Source organism: Desulfobacula phenolica, assembly GCF_900105645.1.
In the GTDB taxonomy this organism is placed as follows: Bacteria; Desulfobacterota; Desulfobacteria; order Desulfobacterales; family Desulfobacteraceae; genus Desulfobacula; species Desulfobacula toluolica.
The window spans coordinates 88,204-111,990 of record NZ_FNLL01000010.1; the positions used below are offsets into that span (position 1 = coordinate 88,204).

19 protein-coding genes and 1 tRNA gene are annotated in these 23,787 nt (G+C 39.1%); 12 read left to right on the plus strand and 8 right to left on the minus strand.

All coding sequences use genetic code 11. The features are described 5' to 3' along the window. Positions 1–216: 216 nt before the first annotated feature. Positions 217–1,122 carry an NUDIX hydrolase gene (locus tag BLT94_RS16140; protein ID WP_092236382.1) on the plus strand — a complete coding sequence of 302 codons (906 nt, stop codon included), beginning with the start codon at positions 217–219 and terminating at the stop codon, positions 1,120–1,122. A gap of 55 nt (positions 1,123–1,177) precedes the next feature. Here BLT94_RS16140 and BLT94_RS16145 read toward each other — a convergent pair whose 3' ends face one another. Genes BLT94_RS16145 through BLT94_RS16165 form a run of 5 tightly spaced genes read right to left on the minus strand, consistent with a single transcriptional unit; the run spans position 1,178 to position 6,595 of the window. Next, positions 1,178–2,251 carry a divergent polysaccharide deacetylase family protein gene (locus BLT94_RS16145; protein ID WP_092236385.1) on the minus strand — a complete coding sequence of 358 codons (1,074 nt, stop codon included), beginning with the start codon at positions 2,249–2,251 and terminating at the stop codon, positions 1,178–1,180. Next, positions 2,241–3,611 (minus strand): S41 family peptidase, encoded by a 1,371-nt coding sequence (locus tag BLT94_RS16150; protein ID WP_092236388.1) that lies wholly within the window; start codon positions 3,609–3,611, stop codon positions 2,241–2,243. Before BLT94_RS16150 ends, BLT94_RS16145 begins: the two co-directional genes overlap by 11 nt. Before the next feature lie 2 nt (positions 3,612–3,613). Beyond that, the gene (locus tag BLT94_RS16155; RefSeq protein WP_245743152.1) at positions 3,614–5,044 is read right to left on the minus strand and encodes a peptidoglycan DD-metalloendopeptidase family protein; all 1,431 of its coding nucleotides are present in this window, start codon (positions 5,042–5,044) and stop codon (positions 3,614–3,616) included. After that, positions 5,011–5,886, minus strand: coding sequence for a permease-like cell division protein FtsX (ftsX, locus tag BLT94_RS16160; protein WP_092236391.1), 876 nt, complete (start codon positions 5,884–5,886; stop codon positions 5,011–5,013). The genes BLT94_RS16155 and ftsX overlap by 34 nt, the downstream gene beginning before the upstream one ends. 13 nt (positions 5,887–5,899) lie before the next feature. Next, on the minus strand, positions 5,900–6,595 hold the full coding sequence (locus BLT94_RS16165) for a cell division ATP-binding protein FtsE (RefSeq protein WP_092236394.1): 696 nt from the start codon (positions 6,593–6,595) through the stop codon (positions 5,900–5,902). A 207-nt stretch (positions 6,596–6,802) separates the two neighbouring features. Here BLT94_RS16165 and BLT94_RS16170 point away from each other — a divergent pair, with 207 nt between their 5' ends. Then, positions 6,803–7,588 (plus strand): TatD family hydrolase, encoded by a 786-nt coding sequence (locus BLT94_RS16170; RefSeq protein ID WP_092236397.1) that lies wholly within the window; start codon positions 6,803–6,805, stop codon positions 7,586–7,588. A gap of 84 nt (positions 7,589–7,672) precedes the next feature. Here BLT94_RS16170 and BLT94_RS16175 read toward each other — a convergent pair whose 3' ends face one another. Together BLT94_RS16175 and BLT94_RS16180 are read right to left on the minus strand one after the other, a co-directional pair. Further along, positions 7,673–8,866, minus strand: coding sequence for a vWA domain-containing protein (locus tag BLT94_RS16175; RefSeq protein WP_014959620.1), 1,194 nt, complete (start codon positions 8,864–8,866; stop codon positions 7,673–7,675). Positions 8,867–8,879: 13 nt separating this feature from the next. Further along, the gene (locus BLT94_RS16180; protein WP_014959619.1) at positions 8,880–9,731 is read right to left on the minus strand and encodes an AAA family ATPase; all 852 of its coding nucleotides are present in this window, start codon (positions 9,729–9,731) and stop codon (positions 8,880–8,882) included. A gap of 235 nt (positions 9,732–9,966) precedes the next feature. Here BLT94_RS16180 and tatA point away from each other — a divergent pair, with 235 nt between their 5' ends. From tatA to BLT94_RS16215, 7 genes are all read left to right on the plus strand, one after another. Further along, complete coding sequence (gene tatA, locus BLT94_RS16185) at positions 9,967–10,158, plus strand: twin-arginine translocase TatA/TatE family subunit (protein WP_014959618.1); 192 nt, start codon at positions 9,967–9,969, stop codon at positions 10,156–10,158. Positions 10,159–10,725: 567 nt separating this feature from the next. Beyond that, on the plus strand, positions 10,726–13,359 hold the full coding sequence (gene glnD / locus BLT94_RS16190) for a [protein-PII] uridylyltransferase (RefSeq protein ID WP_092236400.1): 2,634 nt from the start codon (positions 10,726–10,728) through the stop codon (positions 13,357–13,359). Continuing rightward, positions 13,346–13,684, plus strand: coding sequence for a P-II family nitrogen regulator (locus BLT94_RS16195; RefSeq protein WP_014959616.1), 339 nt, complete (start codon positions 13,346–13,348; stop codon positions 13,682–13,684). The genes glnD and BLT94_RS16195 overlap by 14 nt, the downstream gene beginning before the upstream one ends. Positions 13,685–13,719: 35 nt before the next feature. Continuing rightward, complete coding sequence (gene glnA, locus BLT94_RS16200; RefSeq protein WP_014959615.1) at positions 13,720–15,132, plus strand: type I glutamate--ammonia ligase; 1,413 nt, start codon at positions 13,720–13,722, stop codon at positions 15,130–15,132. Between the two features lie 302 nt (positions 15,133–15,434). Beyond that, positions 15,435–16,307 carry a lytic murein transglycosylase gene (locus BLT94_RS16205; protein WP_245743153.1) on the plus strand — a complete coding sequence of 291 codons (873 nt, stop codon included), beginning with the start codon at positions 15,435–15,437 and terminating at the stop codon, positions 16,305–16,307. 11 nt (positions 16,308–16,318) lie between these two features. Then, positions 16,319–16,525, plus strand: coding sequence for a PLDc N-terminal domain-containing protein (locus tag BLT94_RS16210; protein WP_092236403.1), 207 nt, complete (start codon positions 16,319–16,321; stop codon positions 16,523–16,525). 58 nt (positions 16,526–16,583) lie between these two features. Next, positions 16,584–16,658 (plus strand) — tRNA-Glu (locus BLT94_RS16215). Positions 16,659–17,266: 608 nt separating this feature from the next. Here BLT94_RS16215 and BLT94_RS16225 read toward each other — a convergent pair. Continuing rightward, positions 17,267–17,776, minus strand: a complete 510-nt coding sequence (locus BLT94_RS16225; RefSeq protein ID WP_092236409.1) for a hypothetical protein — start codon at positions 17,774–17,776, stop codon at positions 17,267–17,269. Positions 17,777–18,773: 997 nt separating this feature from the next. Here BLT94_RS16225 and BLT94_RS16230 point away from each other — a divergent pair. From BLT94_RS16230 to BLT94_RS16240, 3 genes are read left to right on the plus strand one after another with little or no spacing between them, the layout of a single operon-like run. Further along, the gene (locus BLT94_RS16230; protein ID WP_139169052.1) at positions 18,774–20,489 is read left to right on the plus strand and encodes a hypothetical protein; all 1,716 of its coding nucleotides are present in this window, start codon (positions 18,774–18,776) and stop codon (positions 20,487–20,489) included. Then, positions 20,490–22,046 carry a DISARM anti-phage system protein DrmE domain-containing protein gene (locus tag BLT94_RS16235; RefSeq protein WP_092236415.1) on the plus strand — a complete coding sequence of 519 codons (1,557 nt, stop codon included), beginning with the start codon at positions 20,490–20,492 and terminating at the stop codon, positions 22,044–22,046. 11 nt (positions 22,047–22,057) lie between these two features. Then, positions 22,058–23,785: a nuclease-related domain-containing DEAD/DEAH box helicase gene (locus BLT94_RS16240; RefSeq protein ID WP_092236418.1), complete on the plus strand. Its 1,728-nt coding sequence runs from the start codon at positions 22,058–22,060 to the stop codon at positions 23,783–23,785. Positions 23,786–23,787 lie beyond the last annotated feature (2 nt).

A 23,787-nucleotide genomic window follows, 5' to 3' on the forward strand; every position in this document is an offset into this window, starting at 1 on the left:
ATACAATATTGAAAATACCGGTTGATACCGAATCCATATCAACTGTTTTACCAAAATATTTTTCTCGGGACAGACATGCTCAATGGTTCCTGATATCACTTTTTGTGCGGATGTCAAGGCCGGGATTGAAAAATATCGCGCTTAACCATTGACACTTGATAATATGGGTCGATATACTCTGTTCGGTTTAAAAAATAACTGTAAACAGGAAATAAAATGACTGATAAAAAAACTGCACCGCCACCGTTAAGAAAAGCATCCACTGTAATTCTTGTAAGAGAAAACAATCAAGAGCTTGAGGTTTATCTTTTAAGAAGAAGTACAAAATCAGGATTTATGGGTGGATTATATGTTTTCCCCGGCGGAGTGGTAGACCCGGAAGACAATGGTTTTGATTCCTGGTCCCCTCACATAGATATGGTTCCCGATCAAATTGAAAAACAACTTGGAGGGCATTTGTTTTCAAATGAAGATGCTCTTGGATTCAGTGTCGCCGCCATCAGGGAAACCCTTGAAGAAGCCGGTGTTTTTATTGCATCCGTCAATAATAAGACTCAAAAAGATATTGAAGATATCTGTAAGTTTAGATTAAAAAAAGGGCTTCCAAAATCCTGGTTCCGAACAAAAATGATGGATGAAAACTGGACCTTGTCCTTTTCAAGTCTTGGAAAATGGTCACACTGGATTACACCCGAATTAATGAAAAAAAGATTTGATACCCGGTTTTTCATTGCTTTTATGCCTGAAAACCAAATCTGCATACCTGATAATATGGAAACCAAACACGGCATCTGGGTTACGCCTAAAATCGCACTTGAAAAAAATCTTGAAGCTCAAATTCCATTGAGTCCGCCAACAGTCGTAACATTGACCCAGTTGTTAAAATTCAAGAATCTTGATGACCTCAAACAGGAGATTCAAACCCGTTCCTGGGGCGAGCCTGTTTCACCCCGTCTTGTGCAGTCTTCAAACGGTCCTGTGATTCTGGAACCCTGGGATACTGAGTGTCATAATGATTGTAAAATTGACACATCCGATTTATCAGAAAAAGTATTGCCGGCAGGATCATGGTTTTCAAGAATCTGGTGTGACAAAGGGGTATGGAAACCGGTTGGCATATAGCAGGAAAAAAGTGCTTGATCAAAATATCAGCCCATGAACCCATTTGGCGGCAACATTATCCTGGAACAGTTGTCAAAGAACCGGCACGAACAATTTGTACCTTGTTTTTAAGCTTTGGCAGTTCAATTGAAAGAGCCTGCAGAGTGGCTTTATAAGGGTGACCGATACCAATTGCCGATCCATGCTTTTTCGCCAGATCCACAAGTTCATTAAATTGTCCTGTGATATATGTGGTATTCTGAAAGTTATCCAGAAAAACATCTCTTTGTGCAAACTTGAGCTTAAAAAGCCTTGCTGAAGCCTTGCACTGGGATATTGGTGAGGTCCGAGAATCGACAAAAAATAAATTTTCTTTTTTTAAAACAGTGAAGATCTGGTTCATCTGGTCTGAATGGGAAGTCAACTTTGATCCCATATGGTTGTTTGCCCCGACAATATAGGGAACATCCTTAATGTTTTTTCTCAGTTGATCCAAAAGGATGTCAGGCGGCATGCCGGATAAAATAGCACCCGGTCCGGGATTAACATGGGGATATTCAACCGGTTCCATGGGCAGATGAAGCATTAATTGCGCCCCCTTTGAATTCAGTGTTTCAGAAATATACTTGCCAAATGGTGCAAAGGGTAATACTGAAAAGGTAATATTTGAATCCAAATCACACAAGGCCAATGCTATTTTTCTATCATATCCGATATCATCAATAATAATAGCTATTTTGGGTATCTGATTCTTTGCCTGTACTCTTGGCTTTTCTATGATTTTTTCATCAACATCTTCAAATATTTCGTATTTTATCGGCTTGTCTGATTTGTTTTTCAGACCTGTCAGTATTTTTTTGTTTTTTACCTCAGAGATATTTTTCTGAACGGGTTTTTTTTGGGGTTTGTCTGATTGTGGTATAACATCCTTAGTTTGTTTTTCAATACGGTCGGGCTGAAAAAAAAGATCGGCTATCATTGCTAAGGTTAGGCACACTGAGATAAGAACAGCAATCCCCACACAAATTTTTTTAAATTCATTACGGATAACAAATTTTTTATTTTTCCGATGGTTTGTTTGCTTCTTAGATACGACTTTTTTCTTAGCTGTAACTTTTTTTGGGGCGGTAACCTTTTTTTTAGCTGCCATTTAGTTTACTAAAGACTCCATAGCTTATCAAAATATCAAGGGCTCTTTTAATTTGTGCATCATGCTGAAGCTGATCCTTATCAAGAAGTCTTTGATCTTTTCCGTTTTGTTTTTTGGTTTGTTCCGGTTGCTTTGTCTTTTTAGATTTTTTGTTTTGTTCCGGTTTTTTTATTTTTTCAGGTTTTAAACTGTTTTTTAAATCTTTCTCTTTTATCATTCTGTCAAATGTAGACGACTTTTTTTCTTTTTTTTCAAGAATTTCATATTCCACTTCGATATCAGGCTCAATTCCTTTGGCCTGTATGGATCTTCCATTGGGAGTATAATATCTGGCAATGGTATATTTGATGCCAAACCCTTCCTTTAGCGGCCGAACCGTTTGAACCGAGCCTTTTCCAAAGGAGGTTGTCCCTAAAATCAATGCCCTAGAGTGGTCTTGAAGCGCACCTGCAACAATTTCCGAAGCAGAAGCCGATCCGCCGTTAATCAGAACGACAATAGGATAATCACGGTCTTCATCACTTGGGTATGCCTTAAAAACCTGTGTGTTGCTTTCCTGCCGTCCTTTAATGGAGACAATATTTCCCTGGGAAAGAAACAAATCGCTTACTTGAACCGCCTGATCCAGAAGTCCCCCCGGATTATCCCTTAAATCCATAACAAGTCCTTTTAATCCACTATCTTTAGACTCCAGCTCCTCCATATGATTTTTTATATCGTCCAGAGTACTCATTCTGAAATTGGTAATCCGAAGGTATCCATATCCCGGTTCCAGCATCACACTTCTGACACTTTCCATGGGGATCAAGTCCCTTTTAAGTGAAAATTCAATGGATTTAGGTTCATCTTGCCTGATAACAGTTATCATAACGGTTTTATGTCTGGGACCGCGCATCATATTAACGGCCTCCCACAGGGCCATGCCTTTTGTTGACTTGTCATCAATCTTGATAATGATATCCCCGGCCTGGATACCGGCTTTATATGCAGGTGTTCCTTCAATGGGGGAGACCACGGTTAAGATCGAGTCTTTCATGGTGATCACGATACCAATCCCGGAAAATTCTCCCTTTGTATCATCCTGGAGTTCATCAAAGGCCTCGGGAGGCATAAAGCTTGAATGCGGATCAAGATTTTCTACCATGCCTTTAATGGCATTGTGGATCAATTCTTCAGAGTTTACATCATCCACATAGTTTTTTTCCAGCTCTTCCAGCACATCCGTAAACAGTTTTAATGATTTATAGGTATTGTCATCAGCCTGCAAACTGGGATTAAAGCCTGTAATGGATATCAGTATACAGGCGGCAATTGCCACGGAAAATCCAAACTTGAATATCTTGTAAGATCTGGTTTTCATCTTTACGCTCCTTTTCTTAACCACTTCATAGGATTTACGGGTTTGCCGTGGTGCCTTAGTTCAAAATGCAGACACATCCCTTTTATTGATCCTGTATCACCTGCCGTGGCAATCACTTCACCGGTTTCAACGGTTTCACCTTTTTTTTTAAAAATCTCTTCAACATGGGCATACAGGGTGTAATAATTATCACCATGATTGATAATCAGTAAATTTCCATAGCCGCTGAGCCATTGGGCAAACATGACTTTTCCCTTGAACACGGATTTTACAGGTTCGCCCCTTTCCACCTTTATATCAATTCCTTTTTGAAAAGTGAAGGACTTGTAATTTTCAGCCCCTGAAGTACCAAAGTTTGAAACAATTTCACCCCTTGCCGGAATGATTAGCCTCCCTTTATAGTTTAAAAATGAACCGTCCCCCGAAGGCAGGGCAGAACTTTTTTGCAAACAGTTTATCCGGTTATCCAATTGAAGCGCTGCCTGTTTTAAAGCATCAACCGCAGCAAGGGATAATTTTTTTTTTTGACGAATCTGTTTTAAAATCAATTCCTTTTTCAGGGTTTCGCTTTTATTCATCCGTATTTGATCGTTGAGTTCTGTTTCAAGGCCGGTTTTTGTCCTGATCTCTTTTTGAAGCTCTTGTTCAAGTATTTCAAGCTTTTCAAGGGCCATATTCTGTTTTTCAAGGAGATCATAATCCGATGAAATGATCCTCTTCATTGAATGCTGTTCCAGGAAAAAATCAAATATGGAGCTTGGCATTCCAGCAATATTCAGCCTGCCGATCATCTTCATTTTATAAAGCGCTTTTAACCTTTCTCCGGCATATTCACGGTTAATTTCAATATCTTTGGACAAGACCTCCCTGTCCTGGTTGAGTTGCAATATCCTCTCTTCCAGGTGCATGATTTCCTTGGACAAAGCCAGGGCTTTTGCCCGGGCTTTGTTCAATGCATAATCAATTGCATTTAATCCTTCTATGATTTCAATTTCTTTTTGGGAAAAAGTTGCAACTATTTTTTCCTGGGTTTGAATTTTTTCCTGGATCTTCTGGTTTTCCTTGTTCTTTATTTCTTTCAGAGGCTTTTTTCGTTTCTCCGGTTGTTTAACCAATTGTTTCTTTGTGACCGGGATCAGTTGAATATACTGGGGGCGATTGCGGATATAGCCTTTACTCCCTTTATAAACTATGGTCAGCCATCCTCCGATATCTCCTTGCAGTTGAATCACATCAATTGTCTCACCTTTTTCAACAACATTAACAACCCTGGAATTATTTGAAGGGGTTTCCCGGATATTCAATTTGAATGTATTCACAAGGCCCTTATACAGTACCCTGTTTTGAGTGGCAAACCCGGCACTTGATATGACCAAGACAAAATACCCGATAAAAAAAATTATTTTAATATTTGTTTTAAGGACAGATAACATCCAAACCAACCTAAAAATGTACTTCCGGTAATAATTAAGATGATGAGTTTAACGGACAGGAACCTTATATCAAAATAAACATAGGCCGCAAGGCTTTGCATAATTCCCGATGAAGCCGTCAGGTAAATAATCAAAAGGGCTGCCAGTCCAAAAATACCGCCTAAAAATCCCTGGACAAGACTTTCCACATAAAAAGGCGTTTTTATGAAGGTTTCCGTAGCCCCCACAAGACGCATGATTTCGATTTCTAATTTGCGGGAGTAAAACGCCAGCCGAACGGTATTTGCAGTTATAAACAAGGCAATCAAAAAAAAGAGGCTGCACATGGCATACCCTGTGATTTTGAACAGATTAAAAATTTTTAAAAATTTATCAAGCCAGTTCCGGCCATATTCAACATCTTCAACAATGTTAATGGCTTTTATGTTTTGAGCAAAAGTTTGAATTTTTTCAAACTGCTTATAGGGTTTCATTCTTATTTCAAGGGCATCCGGAAGAGGATTTTTTTTCAAGGTCTTTAAAAAAGCGCTTTTGGATGACATCTCTTTTTTAAGCTTATCAAGGGCCTGGGTCTTTGAGATATAGATTATCTCATCAATTCCACCCAGGGCATTGATCTTTGCTGTTAACTCGGGCAGCATTTCCGGGCGGAACTCTTTTTTCAGGTAAATCATGGCCCTTCCACCTTGGTTCCAGGATTCAATAACCCGGCCGGCATTTTCAAAAAAAAGTAAAAAAACGCTGACCACCAGAATTGAAAGGGAAATCGTCATAATCGTAATCAGGTTCAGGAAACTATTTGATCGAATATCTGCAACCGCTTTTTTTAAAAAATGAGTCATCGTTTTTTTTGTCCTAGAGCATGGTTGCGGTCCGTTTTATCGTGCCTTCACTGATTTCAATGTTTCTGCCTTTAATAGTACTGTCCAGAAGATTTAAATTGTGGCTGACAATCAATACAGTACTCCCTTTTTTATGGTATTCCATTAAAAAATCAAATATTATCTGGGCTGATTTTGAATCCAGACTTCCCGTAGGTTCGTCGGCAAGAATGATGGACGGTTCTCCGACAACTGCCCTGGCAACTGCAACCCTCTGCTGCTCACCTCCTGAAAGTGTCGGAGGAAAGGCTTTAAACTTTTTTTCCATGCCGGTGGTTCTCAACACCTGCATAACTTTTTTTTTGATGTAAGAAGATTTTTCACCGGCAGCTTCTAAAACAAGAGCCACATTTTCATAAACCGTTCGGTTGGGGATCAATTTAAAATCCTGAAATACCATGCCAAACCGCCGCCGGAAAAAAGGAAGCTTTGATGAAGAGATTCTGGAAAGATTCATGCCGTCAATCAGAATTTGTCCTTCTGATGCCTTTTCAGCCAGGCACAATATTTTCAGGAGGGTGGATTTACCTGCGCCTGAAGGCCCTGAAATAAAAACAAATTCACCTTTTTCTATATCAAGGGTAATGTCCTTTAAGGCAAGCACTCCTCCAAATCGTTTGCTGACATTAAACAGCCGTATAATTAAATTTTTAGTATCCTTGTTGTTCATATCTTTGCATTCACGTTCCCTGCATCGCCCTTAATTGACTGAAATTGAATTTACTGTTATAAATTGTATGTGTCAAGGAGTGCTGAAAACAGTTTTCCTAACATTTAAGCCTTCACTGTTACCGTAAAACGGCTTCTTCCATTCAGTGAAGGCTTAATATTGTTAAAATGATGGTAGAACCCATTGAAATAAGGTAAAAAAACAAAAATGATATTATTTGATTCTCATTGTCATATTGATGACAATTGCTATGATAAAGACCGAACAGATGTTATTGGTCGGGCGGAAGCTGAAAATATTCAGGGCATCATGATTGTCGGCATTGATATCGAAACCTCTTTGAAGGCCATTAAAATAGCCCGTGAAAATGACCATATCATCACATCGGTAGGCATTCATCCCCATGATGCAAAACAATGTTCAGCAGATACCATGAATGCCTTAATCCGGCTTGCTATGGAAAATTCTTGTGTAAAGGCCTGGGGGGAGATCGGTCTTGATTATAACCGGATGTTTTCACCGGAGAAAGATCAGGAAGACTGTTTTAAAACCCAGCTTGAAGCTGCCGACAACCTTGACCTGCCCTTGATTTTCCATGAGCGCGATTCCAAGGGAAGATTTTATGATATTTTAAAATCCGACGGTCCGAAAAGCCGTAAAGGTGTCATACACTGTTTTTCCGGCACAAAAGAAGAGCTTTTTAAATATCTTGACCTGGGATACTATATTGGAATTACCGGGATATTGACCCTGCAAAAAAGGGGGGAATATTTAAGAACTCTTGCACCGCTTATTCCTGAAGACCGTATCTTGATTGAAACCGATGCCCCGTATCTTACACCTGCACCTCAAAAAAATAAGAATCGCCGAAATGAGCCGGTATTTGTAAAATCAGTTCTGCTGAAGCTTGCAGAAATTCGAAAGTCTGATCCAAAAGCACTTGCACAAACCATCTTTAACAACACCAGAACTCTTTATAATGTTGATTTATGACCATGATTAAGCAACGGGTTTCAATAGCAAAATTCTATCGGCACCCGTGCTTATTCGTTTGATACATATCATGATATAGACCTATTAATTTCTGCTCATGAGTTTTGTCACTGCTTTTTCAAGGCCATCCAGGGATAATTCATACATTGAAAAAATTTTCGATATAGCCATAATGGTGTGTGTGTATCCCCACATATTTTCTGAAACCGGGTTCAGCCAGACAGCATGGGGAAATGTTTTGGCCATAAAATTGAGCTGCTCAATACTTGGTTTGCCGCTTCTTTCCGAAATATGGATGGAGCCGTCATGGGACAAAAGTTCATATGGAGACATGCTGGCATCGCCGACAATGACCAGCCGTGTCTCAGTATCCAGCCGTGAAAACTCAATGATTTTCTTGGGCTTCTTATACCGGGCCGTGTCTTCCCAGACATGATCATAAATGGTGTTATGGAAAAAATAGGTCTTAACTTCCTTGAACTGGGATCTGGCGTAATCAAACAGGGTTTGCACTACCCTTATATAGGGATCCATGGACCAGCCCCCGTTATCAATAAGCAGTATTACCTTGAGCCTGTCCTTTAACGCTCTGTCAAACACCATTTCGATTTCACCGGCATTTCTCATGGTTTCCTTGATGGTGTCATCAATATTAAGGGTGTCTCTGGGTCCGGACGGGATCATGTTTCTCAGCCGTTTCAAGGCTTCACCGATTTTTGCCTGGGTCAAAGGACCGGCAGTTGAATAATCTTTATACCGCCGCTCATTGGCAACTTTTACAGCAGATTTGTTGCCGGATCGTCCGCCGACCCTCATGCCACCGGGATTGTACCCGGAATGACCTACCGGAGAATATCCGCCGGTGCCGATCCATTTATAGCCGCCGTGGTGTTCGCCTTCCTGATCTTTGAGCCGTTCTTTGAAATATTCAATCAATTCTTCAGGCGACATTTTTTTGAGCTGTTCTTCATCAACGCCCAAAGCATCTGCCATTCTTTTAGGGTCTTTGAGCCATTCATCCAGCATGCCCCTGGCAATTTCATCAATTTCAAACCCGTCGTTTTCAGGCAGAGGAACCCCTTCAAAATGGTGAGCAAACACCTGATCATACAGATCAAAATATTTCTCACTTTTAACAAGGATGGATCTAGCACAGGTATAAAAATCATCCAGGCTGCTGATAATCCCCTGGTTAAGAGCTTTTTGAAGTGTGAGAAAAGAGGTGGGAGAAACGGGTATCCCGATCTCTTTTAAGGTATAGAAAAATTTTACAAACATACAGCACCTTAAATTAAAACATTCGTCTTCGTGACGCTATATTCCTTGCTCTTTCATAGTCAGGACTCTTTTTAAACAGGACGCCCAGAAACGGAAGCTTGCCTTTAACAAGATCTTTTGCCCTGAAATCAGGATCTGCATTCAAAGCCCTCATCCAGTTGATTAATTCTCTTGTGGCCGGTTTTTTCTCAATGGAATCAATCTCCCGCATACTGTAAAACGCATCAATTGCATTTTGCGCCAGTTTTGAATCAATATTCTCGAAATGAACCTCTATGATTTTTCTCATCATTTTGGGATCGGGAAAAGCAATGTGATGAAAATTGCACCTGCCTAAAAAAGGATCGGAAAGATCTTTTTTTGCATTGGAGGTAATAATTATAACCGGCCTGTTTTTGGCTTTTATGGTTTTATCGGTTTCAATGATATCAAATTGCATCTGGTCCAGAACATCCAGCATATCATCCTGGAAATCCGTATCTGCTTTATCAATTTCATCAATCAACAGAACGGTTTTTTCTTCGGCACAAAATGCCTGGCCGATTTTTCCCATCTTGATATACTCATCAATGTCGCTCACATTTCTTTGTGAATCACCAAATCTGGAATCATTTAACCGGGTGAGCGTATCATATTGATACAATGCTTCTACCAGCTTCATGCTGGATTTTACATTCAAAACGATTAACGGCATGTTTAGGCTTTCGGTAATGGCATGGGCCAGCATGGTTTTGCCGGTTCCAGGCTCTCCTTTGAGAAGCAGCGGCATTTCAAGCTTCATTGATATATTAACGATTGAGGCAAGTTCCTGATCCAGGACATATTTTTTTGCACCCTGAAATTCATTGGTCGGTTCCTGATACATACAACGTCTCCATATATAATTTTTAGTTTTCACAATTTAAGTTTAGAGGTTAATTTTAATCACAAAATAGCTTTTCACAAGCTTTTTATTAAAAAATGTTTATCACAAAAAATATATTACAAAATTGTAACTCCTCGGTTTGAGGTGGAAATTCTAAAATATTGACACGTTAAGCGCTTAATGTTAATACTTTTTATTAAACTTAACAACACAATGAAGTGAATAGGAGTGTGCTATGATTGGTGGGATTGGAATGCCGGAATTAATAATTATTCTTGTGATTATCCTCATTATATTCGGGGCTGGAAAGCTTCCTGAAATCGGTGCCGGTTTGGGCAAGGGAATTAAAAACTTCAAAAAAGCAACCCGGGAGCCCAAGATTGAGGACAAAGAAGAAGACGAACCGGAAAAAATTGAAAAAGACTGATAAAACAACATATTTCATATCCTTCACTGCAGCTGCCTTTCGATAAAATAGTGGCTGCATCACGCCTTTTCATAGATCTATATTTTCTTTATACTTTTGTATGAAAGTCTTAAAAAAATCTGAACAGTTCCTTTTCATATTTTGTTGTGGTTGTTTAAATTGCCACGGGAGTTATGGCAGCCATACTATTTGCGTGTCATAGCACTATTTAAACAAATTACAAAAATGAAACTTAATTAATGGATTTTATAACATTTTTGTGATAAAAACTTGCGTTCCAATAATTTTCTGCTCATATTTCTGGTATTTATTAGAGAAAGCCAGGCCAGACATGCCTTGGCACGTTCATTGCTAATTCATTGCTATATGTTAAACCAAAAACATTTTTAATAACGGCCATGGCAGATTGGTCTGCCACAACAAGAAATAAAAGATATATTATTTCAAGAGGTTAAAAAAAATTGCATATAACTGCCACGGGCAGGCCTGGTCTGTCACCTTGGTTTGCCCACAACAAGGATTGAAAGTCACTGTTTGAATTTTTAAAGACTTTCACATAAAAAAATTATGGATACATCAAAAACAGACATATTAATCAAAAAACGAGAAGCACTGATAGAGCGCTTTCTCAGTGGGGATGAACCTGAATTTATTGAAAAGCATGCAGTTGTCATAGATGAATACATTTTTACGGTATTTGAACAAAGCATTGCGGCAAGGAAAATGACGATTTCGGGAACCCCCTTTGCCATAATCGCTCTGGGAGGCTATGGCAGAAAAGAGCAGTGCATCCATTCGGACATAGATCTTTTGATCCTGTTTAAAGATACGATTCCCCCGGAAGTTGAAGCATTTGTGCAGGAACTGCTTTACCCGCTGTGGGATGCCCGTTTTGAGGTCGGATATGCCATTCGAAATATCAGCGAATGTCTCCAGATGGCCTTTGAGCGGTTTGATATTTTAACCACTATTCTGGATGCCAGATTTATTTGCGGCGCATCCTTGATTTATACTTCCTTTATGGAAAGATTCAGGTCGGATTTAGCGGCCAAGCACCTGAAAAACACATTAAACTATTTGTTCGAACATGGAGAAAAAAGACATTTTGATTTTGGCGACTCAACCTATCTGATCGCTCCGAATTTAAAATCCGGATTTGGCGGACTTCGGGATTATCATACTCTTTTATGGTACGCAAAAATAAAATCCGATATCAAGACCAGAAGAGATTTGGAATATTATGGATTTTTATCCTATTTTGAATATTTATCACTCAAAGAGGCTTTGACGGATGTTTGGAAAATCAGAAATTTTTTGCATTACATCACAAAAAGAAAATGCGACACCCTTCATTTTGATTACCAGACTGAACTAGCAGTTCTGTTAGGATATCGCTCAAAAAAACAACAGCCTGATGTTGAAAGATTTTTAGGTGATCTTCATAACCGGATGGATTTTTTAAAACAGATCAACCAAATTACTTTTGAAGATCTTTTTGCCAATCGCCGCATCAAAAAAGGAACCACTGAGCCTTATCCCACAAAAACCCATGGTTTGATTATTAAAAAACGAAGACTCAATTTTGCCAACACCATTGTTATCCTGCAAAAACCGGATCTTCTGCTTAGAATATTCCTTGAAAGCGGCAAAAGGAAAATTCCTTTATCCATTGAAGCCAGGAGAATTGTCAGTGAATTCTTACATCTTGTGGATGATGAACTCAAAACAAATCCTGCCTGTATTAAAATATTCAAACAAATCCTGTCCATGTCCTACTGGGAATTCAATGTCCTTAATGTCATGCTGGCAACAGGCATCCTGGAAAATTTTATTCCGGAATTTTCCGCTATTGTGAACAAGATTCAATATAACCATTACCATCTGTTTCCAGTGGACAAACACTCTATTCGATGTGTCCAGATTATCAACAGCTTTAAAGAACGTGCCGAACCAATGGCATATACGCTGTATTATTCAATATTTAAGGAAGTCAGGAATAAAAATGTTCTGCTTTTTGCAGCCCTGCTCCATGATATCGGCAAATCAAATCCTGCAAAAGAACACTCAAAAACAGGAGCAAGAATAGCAAAATCGATTCTGGAACGATTTAAATTCAATTCAACTGAAATTCAGGATGCTGTTTTTTTGATTGAAAATCATCTGATTCTTGCAAAAACTGCAACCCGAAGAGATATATCTGATGAAGAAACAGCGGTTTACATGGCAAACAAAATTGGAAAAATCAGATTATTAAGAATGCTTTACCTGCTGACTGTGGCAGATTCAAAAGCAACCGGACCCAAAGCCTGGAACGACTGGACTGAAAATCTTTTAAAAGATTTGTTTTTAAAAACAATGGGTATTCTTAAAAAAGGAGAGCTGGCATCCAGGAAAGCCCGGCACCTCATTGATAAAAAGAAAAAAGATGTTCTACAGTTATTAAAAAAACGATGGCAAGAGGACGAAATAAACAAGCAGCTTGACTCTATGTCCAGAAGATACCTTGTCTATGTTCCTGTTCAAAATATTGTTGACCACATCAATCTTTACCGGCATCTTGGTGATAAAAATTTTATCTGGCAAATATCTAAAGAGAATGGATCGGATATTCGTACAGTATCCATTTGCGGAAAGGACAAACCAGGGCTGTATTCAAAAATCGCAGGGGTTTTCTTTGTTAATAAGCTTGATATCGTTGCATCCCAGGCGTATTCTCTTGGGGAAGAACATGTGCTGGATATTTTCAAAGTCACCCCGCCCAAAGACAGGATTTTTGAAAAAGAAAAATGGGAAAAGGCGGAAAACGATTTGATACGCGCCATTGAAGACGATCATTTTCTGGATAACGAATTCAAAAAAATACCCCGGATGATCCGGGTTTCATCCGGCCAAAATCCAGAACCCAACAACGTCCGGATCGACAATGAAACATCCAGTTTTTTTACTATCATTGAGGTTTTTACCTATGATTTTCCAGGACTTTTATTTTCCATTACAAATGCATTGTATAGAAGTAATGTTAATGTCAATGTTGCCATGGTCTCCACAAAGGTGGATCAGGTAGTGGATGTATTTTATGTTAAAAGCATTGAAAATGATGCAAAGATTGAAACAAAACAAGGACTTGAGCAGATTAAAAATGCTATTTTAAAAAGTCTTCCACAAATAGCTGCAAAGGAGGTTAGCAATGAAAAAAATTGAAGCCATCATAAAACCGTTTAAACTGGATGATGTAAAGGAAGCATTGAGTGAAATCGGGATCTATGGGATGACGGTTACGGAAGTTAACGGCTATGGCCGACAAAAGGGGCACAAGGAGATATACAGGGGTGCAGAATATGTTGTTGACTTTGTACCCAAAATAAAAATTGAAATTGTTGTCAGCGATGAAAGGCTGGATGAAGCTGTTGAAACTGTAAGGAATGCGGCCAATACCGGAAAAATAGGTGACGGAAAAATTTTTATCCTGCCGGTTGAACAGGTTGTCCGGGTCAGAACCGGTGAGACGGGTACAGAAGCACTTTAACATATATTAACATCGTGTTAAGAAAGGAATTAGACATGACACCAAAAGATGTAATCGCAATGGCGAAAGAAAACAAAGCAAAAATCGTTGACATCAGATACATGGATTTCATCGGAACATGGCAGCACTTTTCCGTTCCGCTTGGAGAATTTGGAGAATCCGCATTTGAGGACGGGTTTGGATTTGACGGATCCAGCATGCGGGCATGGCAGGCCATTGATAACTCTGATATGCTGGTTATTCCTGAAGCCGGAACCGCTAAAATGGATCCCTTTTTCAAGGTGCCTACCCTTGCCATTATCGGAAATATTCATGATCCCATCACCCAGGAAGCTTACAGCCGCGACCCAAGAGGCATTGCCAAAAAAGTAGAACAATACATAAAAAGCACTGGGCTTGGAGATACCATCTATGTCGGCCCTGAACCTGAATTTTTTATCTTCAGCAATATCAGGTATGCTTCAGAACCTCATGCCTCCTTTTTTGAGATTGATTCCCCGGAAGCCCATTGGAACACCGGTGCTGATGAAATGCCAAACCTTGGATACAAAATCCGCTCCAAGCAGGGATATTTTCCTCTCCCTCCCAATGACCAATACCAGGACATGAGAACAGAGATGATGCTCACAATGGAAGATCTTGGGATTACCATGGAATGTCAGCATCATGAAGTCGGCACAGCAGGTCAGTCTGAAATCGACCTTCGGTTTGATTCCCTGTTAAAAATGGGCGACAATCTTGCATGGTTCAAATATGTCCTTAAAAATGTGGCTGCCAAATATGATCATACCGTCACTTTTATGCCCAAACCTTTATATGGTGACAATGGAAGCGGCATGCACACCCATATGAGTTTCTGGAAAGACGGGAACCCTTTGTTTGCAGGCAACAAGTATGCGGGAATGTCTGATGAGGCACTTTACGCCATTGGTGGTATCATGAAACATTGCAAAGCCCTGTGTGCCATAACAAACCCCACAACCAACTCTTATAAAAGGTTGGTTCCCGGATTTGAAGCACCTATTAATCTTGCATATTCCAGCAGAAATAGAAGTGCTGCCATCCGTTTACCCATGTATTCTGGATCTCCCAAGGCCAAGCGCATTGAATTTCGTACCCCTGATCCCTCATGCAACGGATATATGGCCTTTTCAGCCATTGCAATGGCCATGATAGACGGCATCCAGAACAAAATTGATCCGGGCGATCCAATGGATAAAAATATTTATGACCTGCCCCCTGAAGAGCTTGCTGAAATGGAATCCGCACCCGGTTCTCTGGAAGAAGCATTGGTTGCGTTAAAAGAAGACCATGACTTTTTGCTGAAAGGTGATGTGTTTACCAAAGATGTTATTGAATACTGGATTGACTATAAAATGAAAAATGAAGTCAATCCGGTTATCAGTCGTCCTCATCCCCATGAATTTTATCTTTATTATGACATTTAATCTTTTTTGTCATGCCTAAACCCTGCAACCACCCGGTTCACCTATCGTAACCGGGTGGTTTGTTTTTAGTGTATAATCTCTAAGTTTCCTGTTGCTTTGGCAAGAAAATCAGAAAACCTGTCTGGTTCAGGCTTGTCCGGATTATAAAAAGCCTTCTGCCGTTTCCGGTTATATTTTTTTAATGCAATCCTAAAAAATATAAGATATAAGATATAAATTGTGATCCTATGATGATAATCTCGGATCGCTGTATTCGGGTAAAAAACAAAAGGGGAGCAGACAAAATATCCATGGATATAAAGATGCCGTCATTACAAACAAAGCTGATTAAATGTTTGATTTTCATTCTTTTTTTCATTTTATCATCCCCTTTATCCGGGCAGGAAATAAAGAAAGGCAATGAGTTTGACAAATTGGTACGGCAGCTTATCCATGATGGGTTTAAAAAAGAAAAGATGGATGCTTTGTTTTCCAGGGAAAGTGTGTTTTTTGATCCGGATGGTGTCTCACTTTTTTTTGTCCATTCTGAGTCAAGCCTTGATTATAACCAGTTTACATCAAAAAAATCCATTAAGAATGCGTTGAAATATATAACCGAACATAAAATAACACTTGAACAGGCACAAAAAATATACGGGGTTGATAAAACTATTATCACCGCTATTTTACTTGTTGAAACACGGCTTGGAACATATCTTGGGAAACGAATCGTGATGAATACGCTTGCCACAATGGCTGCTTTGACAGATAAACGGTTAAGGGAAAGAATTTGGAATGCCATCCCTGACAAAAAAAAGCCCAAAAAAGCAACCTTTATCAAAAAAGCTGAACAGCGATCCCAATGGGGGTATGAAGAACTCAAAGCGCTCATCAAATATTCAGAACAAGAAAAAATTTCGCCTGAAAAAATAAGGGGTTCATATGCCGGAGCTATGGGGATTTCCCAGTTTATGCCTTCCAATGCGCTGAAGCTTGCAAAAGATGGAAATAATGACGGAAAAATAAATCTGTTCAGCCATGCAGATGCCATTTTCAGTGTAGCCAATTACCTGAAACATCATGGCTGGAAACCGGGAATTGCAAGACAAAAACAGCATAAGGTCTTGTTTCGGTACAACCACAGCAATTATTATGTGGATACATTATTAAAAATATCAGACAAATTAAAAGGGTAACTATTTTATATATGGACCAAACCATTCTTTATATCCTGCTTATTTGTGCCATATCTTTCGGTCTGACCATGCTGGCCTTGATTGATATTATCCTTAAGGATTTCGGGTCAATAAAAGCAAAAATTATCTGGCATTTCATTGCCATTATACCAATCTTTGGTTGGCTGATTTATCTTATCTTCGGATTTAAAAAAGGCAAAAAAAAGAAACTTGTATAAGATGGTAATTTTATTTGACAATAAAGTCAGTTTGATATAGATATAGATACTTTTTTGTGGTCCCATCGTCTAGCGGTCAGGACGCTGGCCTCTCACGCCGGAAACCGGGGTTCGATTCCCCGTGGGATCACCACTTAGACTATCAAGGCTTTCAGCGTTTTGTTGAGAGCTTTTTTTGTTTTGGTAAAAATGCAATCCCCCACCGTATCCCCCACAAACTTGAATGTTTTCAGAAGATATTGACTATTTGAAACCCTATCCACAATATCAACAAAAAAAAACAATATTATTTTAGCCAAGAAAAACCCGGCCAGAATATGACCGGGTTGATTTGCCCTCACGTTGCATGAAATTTTTTTCCAATACACCGTCAAACTCATCTACAAAGTCTGTATACCCTTTTCATCACCACTCCTTGTTGGCTTTATCGTTCTTTCATTTCGCGGTTTCTAATGTTTATCAGCTTGAGCCGCAGCTTATCCAAAGCAAGGTTTAATTCATGTCTGTTCCTGTTCGGATCTAATGTGTCGGCATCATGACCCAGTAAAATTTTGTCTATACGCCCGGTGTGTTTTTTGGCAATTTATTGATCATGACTATAGCCAGAAGTGCTCAGTAAATTTTTTATATGATAGAGTTTATTTTAGAAAAAAAATTGAAATAAATTTGTCAGAAAATATAGTTGAATTTAACCTCAATGTATTTTTAAACATGTTAATTTAGTCATTTCATCATCGTTGATTATCGGCCCAGTGCTGACTTAATTTCTTCAAATTTTTCAGATGGAAATTCGATACGAATTTGTTCAACTTCAAATGGACTTGCATCTCCATTAAGGCCTGCCAAGAAACGTGAAATAAATTTCTTTGGCCTGGAGAATTCTACTACCACCCAATCTCCTTGGTACCCCTTGTAACAAGGTATTAAATATTCTTTTTTGATATTCAGTTTTTCTTTCACTTCCAAAGATTCAGTTGAGCTATGGTGATTATGCTTTTTTGCTTTGAATGAAACAATATCTTGTAATGGTATTATAGTAACTTTATGACCGGCATTATATACACCTGTTTGGATAGGAAGAAAAAGTCTGTTATTTTTGATAACTATCCTTACAATACTATTCGCATGTGATACCAAGGCTAAAAATAATAATACGGGTATAACAAAAAATAAAAACGGACCTGTGTAACACCGTATGTACAGATGAAATAACCCACCTGAGTAATGCGGCATGTGGGGAACTAATTTCATAACTTCCTTCACTGCGATAGGTAGGAGTAGTAGGCAAGGGATGGCAAAAAACAAAAGATATCTTTGCAGTAAAATTGAAAATGATGGTGAAATGGTTTCTTTGTATTGAAGCATAATCAAATATATTTTACGACATTATTAGAAAACATGTCGTACCCATTTATTGTCAGGTTAAGGCTAATTATTGTTGGCCATCTGGCTCAAATCGATTGTTCTAAGACCCAATGATACAGATATCCAGACGTTGAGTCAGTATCAGTATTTTTTTTGCTTGTAAAAATATCTCACCGATCAACTATTGTGAATATATAATTGATTAAAGAAAATTTTTCCAGATATATTTTATTGGAGATAAAAATTAACTGACATCCATTCTGCTATGGTGTTGACTTTGTTTATGTTCGATGTTTTTTTGAAAATTTGTTGATCCTGACTATAGACAGTAGTCCTCATTACTGTCGATCATAAAAAATTTTTAAAACTGTATTCAGAAAATTTTACTGGACTGAGAATTGAATTATTGAATTGGCTGAATTACTTCTTGAATAAAATTTTCATTTATGTAAAAAGAATTTCTGACAGAAGTGATTTTTCTTTCTTAAAAGGCTTCTGATTTTTTCAAGATGATATCAGATCCGGATAAAATGAAAATTGTAATGTTATCAGGCTATAATTTTATAAAATTGATCTGGATACCACCACCAAATTATTTATAGGATGAATGCTATTCAGATCAGCACATTTGCTTGTTTTTTAAATGAGATGGCTGAAAATAAAATGGCTTTAAAAATGCAAATATACATGGCCGCCAAAAAAACTTTGCTCCTCGTTTGTCCAGCTTATTAAGAAGGATTTTGGTAATGGTATTTCAGCATGCAATTTGAACCAGAGTGGAAAAATTCGAAAATAACACTTTGTCAGTTTCTCCAGTGGAATACAGGTTCTGACAATGGAAAGTGAGCATCAAATATCAGATTCTGAAGGAAACCTTCTTCATATGCAGAAGAGCGACATGCCAGCTTTTGAAAAATGTCTGTCAAACGGGCATAAAGAATTTATACAGCAATGCTCTTTTTCTTTGGCCGAAAATAAACCAAACTATCCCGTGAATGTCATAAATAACTTTTTATATGTTTTCAAATTTCTGAATGACCAATGGCATGTGACCGATAAACCGATCCGGACATTGAAAAAAGTCGTTTTGAAAGCTCTTTTTCTGATATTGATATCCAGAAAACCGGTTAACAACAAGACTGACATCATAGAAAAAACAGCAAAGATGATAGAAAAAACCTGGATTTTCTGCCTGTCTGATTTTCCTTTTCTTGAGAGAAATGAAGAGAAAGAAATAATCAGTCTGCTGCCTCCTCCTGTCCAGAAATCAATCGAATCTGAATTTGCAAACCTGAATTTCAAGGAAAAAATATCCTCCAACAGTTTTCTGCAGATTTATCCTGGTTTCGTTGAAAATTTAAAAAGGCAATATGATGTCTTCAGGAATAACACCGGAAAGTATAAGTTTCAGGACGACCTTTTGCTCAAAGTTATCTTTATCGGTCTTATTGAAAGAGGCATTTCAGAAAAATATCCTGGGGCCACTGTCCTGTTACCATTCAGCTGTCTACTGAAGGAAATAACAAAGATCAACAGCAATATTCTGGAACAATCATCGCCTCCGCCTGTCAGCAGGCGGGTTTTTTTCAATGTGTCAAAAGGATGTTACATTTCTGAAAAACTATTCATAAAAAAGATTTCTGAAGGATACAAACCACTGCCTGGCTGGGCTATATGGCTGTTCAAGGCTGGAGAAAAACTGGCAGCTGCAGGGCGGAAAAAGAAAAATATAGTGCTTGGACTTTCACTGCCCACCAGAGCATACGCAGCACTGTTTTTCCTGCTTGGTTATGAAACCCGGAATGCTCTACAGGGCATGAAAAATAATAATAATGACAGTAAATATTTTCATAACATAACCCGAATGGAAAAGAATACACCACTTCTCATCTGGGAAAAAGAAAGGTGGAAAAGATGTTATGCCAAGGGTGTTAAAACTGTTCAAGGGCAGGAAATGTTTTCAGTAAGTGTCCCTGGTACAGACAATACAAGGCATGACATGTACATCCCAAAGGGACAGATATTCAGACTTCGCGAAGCTGTTGATCCTGAAAGAGAGGTTGGTGACCATCAGCTGGGGTATTCCATGCGGGGATTTGATTTTTTCAGGAATTATTACGGGCAAAAGGATGAAAATCTGTTGAAACATCTAATATCGTGCCAGTCCAGGTTTACTGTAGTAGGGAATAAAACTCTTTTGAAAAATGAAGGTGACAGGCTGGCTATCAGTATAAAAATGATTAGAAAAAGTAAAAAAAATTGGCTGGCTGGTTCCCTGCTGGATATAGTACGATTTGAACCCTTTCTACTGTCTGAATTTGATCTGTCGCGGGGAACTGTTCTCAGCCCTGAAGCCGTTAACGAATACAATGCTCACCCAAACCTGCTGGTTTTTGATGGTTCACTGTCGTTCCTGAATCATTATGATGATCTGGAAGCGGATATGAAAGTCATATTCCTGGACCGCAGTGAACCCCATTTTTCAGAAGCATGCAGGGTAATGCTGGAGCAGAATTATTCAGACAGAGAAAATGATGATGACATGTTACTGTACGACACACTTCCTGAAACCATTGAAGCAGTGATATTTGAGGAGTAAATGAAACTTCAGACACTTGAGTACATAACTGACTTATATGAAAATTATGCAGAGCTGCACCTTATCAGATTTGACAACCGGAACCTGTCTGTACTGTCATCCTCAGTTTCAAAATTGATCTCCAGTCTTGGAGAGCAGAAAAATCTGACTTTCTGGCCTATCCTGATTTCAGCATTGAAAAGGTTCCGGTTTGAACTTGCCACAACTCCCCTGCCTTTCACATCTCCGGTATTATTATCAGATGAACTGAGAGCATCGCTGAATGAAGCTCTTGAATCATCCGTACAGTTTCCAGAATATATTGACCATCTGAAATTAATAAATGACCTGATTAATGATCTGCCCGATGAAGAACACCCTTTCATGAAGTGGCTCAAATCAGAATATTCAGACGGGGAAAAAGAGGGGGCTTCAGCCATATGTCTGCCGAATACAAAAAACCTGTATGCCGTAGAGCAGTTTATCGAGCAGAACAATTTACTTCCAGATGTCAATTATGAAATTGTAAATCCGAGGCAGCTGAAAAAGTATATATTTTATGACCGGATAACTTTCTGCGGTTCCGTACATCTCTTTTCAGAAAATCAATATACGGATTATGAATATGTATGGCGTTCACCAAGGGCGAAAAAGCTCTGTTTCCTGTCCTTCTCCTGGATCAAAGAAGAATTTAACCCCGGCCCGGCTTTCGATGTGAGTCCAAACAGACTGCCTTTAAATATATATACTGAAACCATACCAGAGAAACCAGATGTTGAAAAAAAAGTTGAAAACCAGCCGCAACCTGCAACAGCATTTGAGGATTTGAATTTTTCACCGTTATCTTTTCTGGACAGCGGGTTGAATAAATCCTCACGTGATTATCATTCAGGAATAGCAGATTGCGAATGCAGTGCTGTTCTTCTTGATGACGGATCTTTCCTTTATAAAGATATCGACAGTTATTCTCATATCGTACGTTTTGATCCTGAAACAGAAGTTGATAAAATCCCGAACAAGGATTTAAAGCAGGGGATGCCCCTGATCGTCAGAACAGAAGGAAGTGATGATTCCATATCAGCCGTAGCAGACATGCTTTTTGGTAACAGAGCAGCTTCTGTGCGTAAAATGCAGGATGACTGGAAAATATGTTTCAGGAGAAAAGTATTCTCTTTTGAGTATTTGGCCGATGTCCAGAAAGAATTGATCCGGTTGGGATCGAAAATAGCGAATGAAATCAATATAAGAAACTGGATTAGAAATGAAACCATCAAGCCGAAAGATTTCGAAGAATTCAAGGCAATAATGAAGTTTTCAGGTATCCCGGAAAAAACAGAAGTGTACTGGAATAATGCAAAACAGATTTTTACGATGCACATCAGAGCCGGAAAAGAGATCAGTAATCTGCTGAGATCGCAGATAACAAAAACTGACATGAACGATTTTGCAAGATACGGCAAAATTGAAGTTAATCTTCCCAGCATATCCGGAAAGCTGTCAGTTATCCATATCGAAGCGGTTTCACCTGAAAAATATACTGTGCGTGCCGGTCTCGCTGATAAGCTGCAATACAACTGAAGGAAAAAATAATGACCACTATCATTCCTCCCGTTATATCAGATTACAGATATGATGGTGAGCGTGAGGTTGCACTGAAAATAAAGCAGGACCCAAAGACCAGTGACTGGATCGTACTTCATTCGCTTGATGTCTCAAAACATACTTCCCAAGTTATAGGAGAGTGTGATTTTGTGATGATAATACCCAGGAAAGGGGTATTATGTCTGGAGGTGAAGGGGTGCAGGTCCCTGTCAGTGGAAAATGGAACCTGGTATTATGGAAAAAGACCTGTCGGAGATAAAAGAGGCCCCTTCAAACAGGCTGCTGATAATATGCACAGCATCAGGGTGTATCTTTCCAGCCGGAATCCGGATCTGGGGAAGCTTATTTTCTGGTCTGCGGTAATCTTTCCGTTCATACCTTTTAAAAAGACATCACTTGAGTGGAATGATTGGCAGGTTATCGATCGTGACAGTTTTAACTCCAGGCCTGTATCCCAGCTGTTTTCAAATGTACTGGATCAGGCGGAAAAACTTTTGTCGAAAAAAACAGGGCTGAAGTGGTTTGAAAAGTCATCGGATGCACCGAAGCCGGAACTTTGCCAGGAAATTCTTAAAATTCTCCGACCGGAATTTGAATTTTATCAATCGCCATTCCACAGAAGAAAAAAACTTTCTGATAATCTGAAGAAATACACTTCTGAACAGTACACTGCCCTGGATGCCATGCAGACGAATCCCAGGGTTATCTTTAACGGACCTGCAGGTACAGGCAAAACAATCCTGGCGATCGAAACTGCCCGGCGGATGATGATCCAAAAAAAGCGGGTCCTGTTTCTATGTTTTAATAAAAATATATCCGTATGGATAAAGGATCAGTTCGAAGAAGAGGATCTGAAATACATCACGGTATCCACTCTTCATGCCTTGATGTTGAAAACAGCTGATATAAAGATTGAAAAAGGAGCTTCATCAGATTTCTGGACTGAAACACTGCCTTCAGCAGCCATTGAGAAACTGATTCGCGCAGAGAAAGCTGAATGCTGGGAATATGACTATTTAGTCATGGATGAAGCCCAGGATATGCTCAGAGAAAATTATATAGATTTCCTGGATCTACTGTTGCAAAACGGATTGAAAAACGGAACATGGAATTTTTTTGGTGATTTTGAAAATCAGCGAATATATTCGGCCTCAAAAATGGATCTGGACGGTTTCATCAGCAGGAATTGCCGGAATACATCTGTTTATACACTGGGGATCAACTGCAGGAATACCCCGAGAATAGCAGCATATGCCCACCTCCTCGGTGGCCTTGATCCTGATTACAAATCGGTTTTACGTCCGGATGATAACATCAGGCCGGAACTGAAATTCTATGAAAGCGTGGAACAGCAGACTCAAATCCTTTCTGACCTGCTTGAAAAGATCAGATCCAGAGAAAAATATAAAAATCATGAAATTGTTATTCTTTCACCGGTCGCTGACCAGTGCTGTGCCAGAAGGATTGGTTCACCATGGAAACAGAGACTGGCTCCATATTCCCCTGTGAAGACTGACTCGTATATCAGTTACTGCACTGTCCATGCTTATAAAGGGCTGGAAGCACCTGTGGTAATTGTTACAGACATCGAAGAGATCAGGAAGGGCGAATCCATTAACCTGTTATATATATCGATTACAAGAGCACTTTCAAGACTTGTGATTCTGTTGAATAAGACCGCTCAGAATGATCTGAAGAAAATACTTGGAGTATGACC

Bases quoted from the DNA above. Each gene is read 5' to 3' on its own strand.
- BLT94_RS16140 (WP_092236382.1), top strand. From the start codon at position 217: ATGACTGATAAAAAAACTGCACCGCCACCGTTAAGAAAAGCATCCACT.
- BLT94_RS16145 (WP_092236385.1), bottom strand. From the start codon at position 2,251: ATGGCAGCTAAAAAAAAGGTTACCGCCCCAAAAAAAGTTACAGCTAAG.
- BLT94_RS16150 (WP_092236388.1), bottom strand. From the start codon at position 3,611: ATGAAAACCAGATCTTACAAGATATTCAAGTTTGGATTTTCCGTGGCA.
- BLT94_RS16155 (WP_245743152.1), bottom strand. From the start codon at position 5,044: ATGTTATCTGTCCTTAAAACAAATATTAAAATAATTTTTTTTATCGGG.
- ftsX (WP_092236391.1), bottom strand. From the start codon at position 5,886: ATGACTCATTTTTTAAAAAAAGCGGTTGCAGATATTCGATCAAATAGT.
- BLT94_RS16165 (WP_092236394.1), bottom strand. From the start codon at position 6,595: ATGAACAACAAGGATACTAAAAATTTAATTATACGGCTGTTTAATGTC.
- BLT94_RS16170 (WP_092236397.1), top strand. From the start codon at position 6,803: ATGATATTATTTGATTCTCATTGTCATATTGATGACAATTGCTATGAT.
- BLT94_RS16175 (WP_014959620.1), bottom strand. From the start codon at position 8,866: ATGTTTGTAAAATTTTTCTATACCTTAAAAGAGATCGGGATACCCGTT.
- BLT94_RS16180 (WP_014959619.1), bottom strand. From the start codon at position 9,731: ATGTATCAGGAACCGACCAATGAATTTCAGGGTGCAAAAAAATATGTC.
- tatA (WP_014959618.1), top strand. From the start codon at position 9,967: ATGATTGGTGGGATTGGAATGCCGGAATTAATAATTATTCTTGTGATT.
- glnD (WP_092236400.1), top strand. From the start codon at position 10,726: ATGGATACATCAAAAACAGACATATTAATCAAAAAACGAGAAGCACTG.
- BLT94_RS16195 (WP_014959616.1), top strand. From the start codon at position 13,346: ATGAAAAAAATTGAAGCCATCATAAAACCGTTTAAACTGGATGATGTA.
- glnA (WP_014959615.1), top strand. From the start codon at position 13,720: ATGACACCAAAAGATGTAATCGCAATGGCGAAAGAAAACAAAGCAAAA.
- BLT94_RS16205 (WP_245743153.1), top strand. From the start codon at position 15,435: ATGCCGTCATTACAAACAAAGCTGATTAAATGTTTGATTTTCATTCTT.
- BLT94_RS16210 (WP_092236403.1), top strand. From the start codon at position 16,319: ATGGACCAAACCATTCTTTATATCCTGCTTATTTGTGCCATATCTTTC.
- BLT94_RS16225 (WP_092236409.1), bottom strand. From the start codon at position 17,776: ATGAAATTAGTTCCCCACATGCCGCATTACTCAGGTGGGTTATTTCAT.
- BLT94_RS16230 (WP_139169052.1), top strand. From the start codon at position 18,774: ATGCAGAAGAGCGACATGCCAGCTTTTGAAAAATGTCTGTCAAACGGG.
- BLT94_RS16235 (WP_092236415.1), top strand. From the start codon at position 20,490: ATGAAACTTCAGACACTTGAGTACATAACTGACTTATATGAAAATTAT.
- BLT94_RS16240 (WP_092236418.1), top strand. From the start codon at position 22,058: ATGACCACTATCATTCCTCCCGTTATATCAGATTACAGATATGATGGT.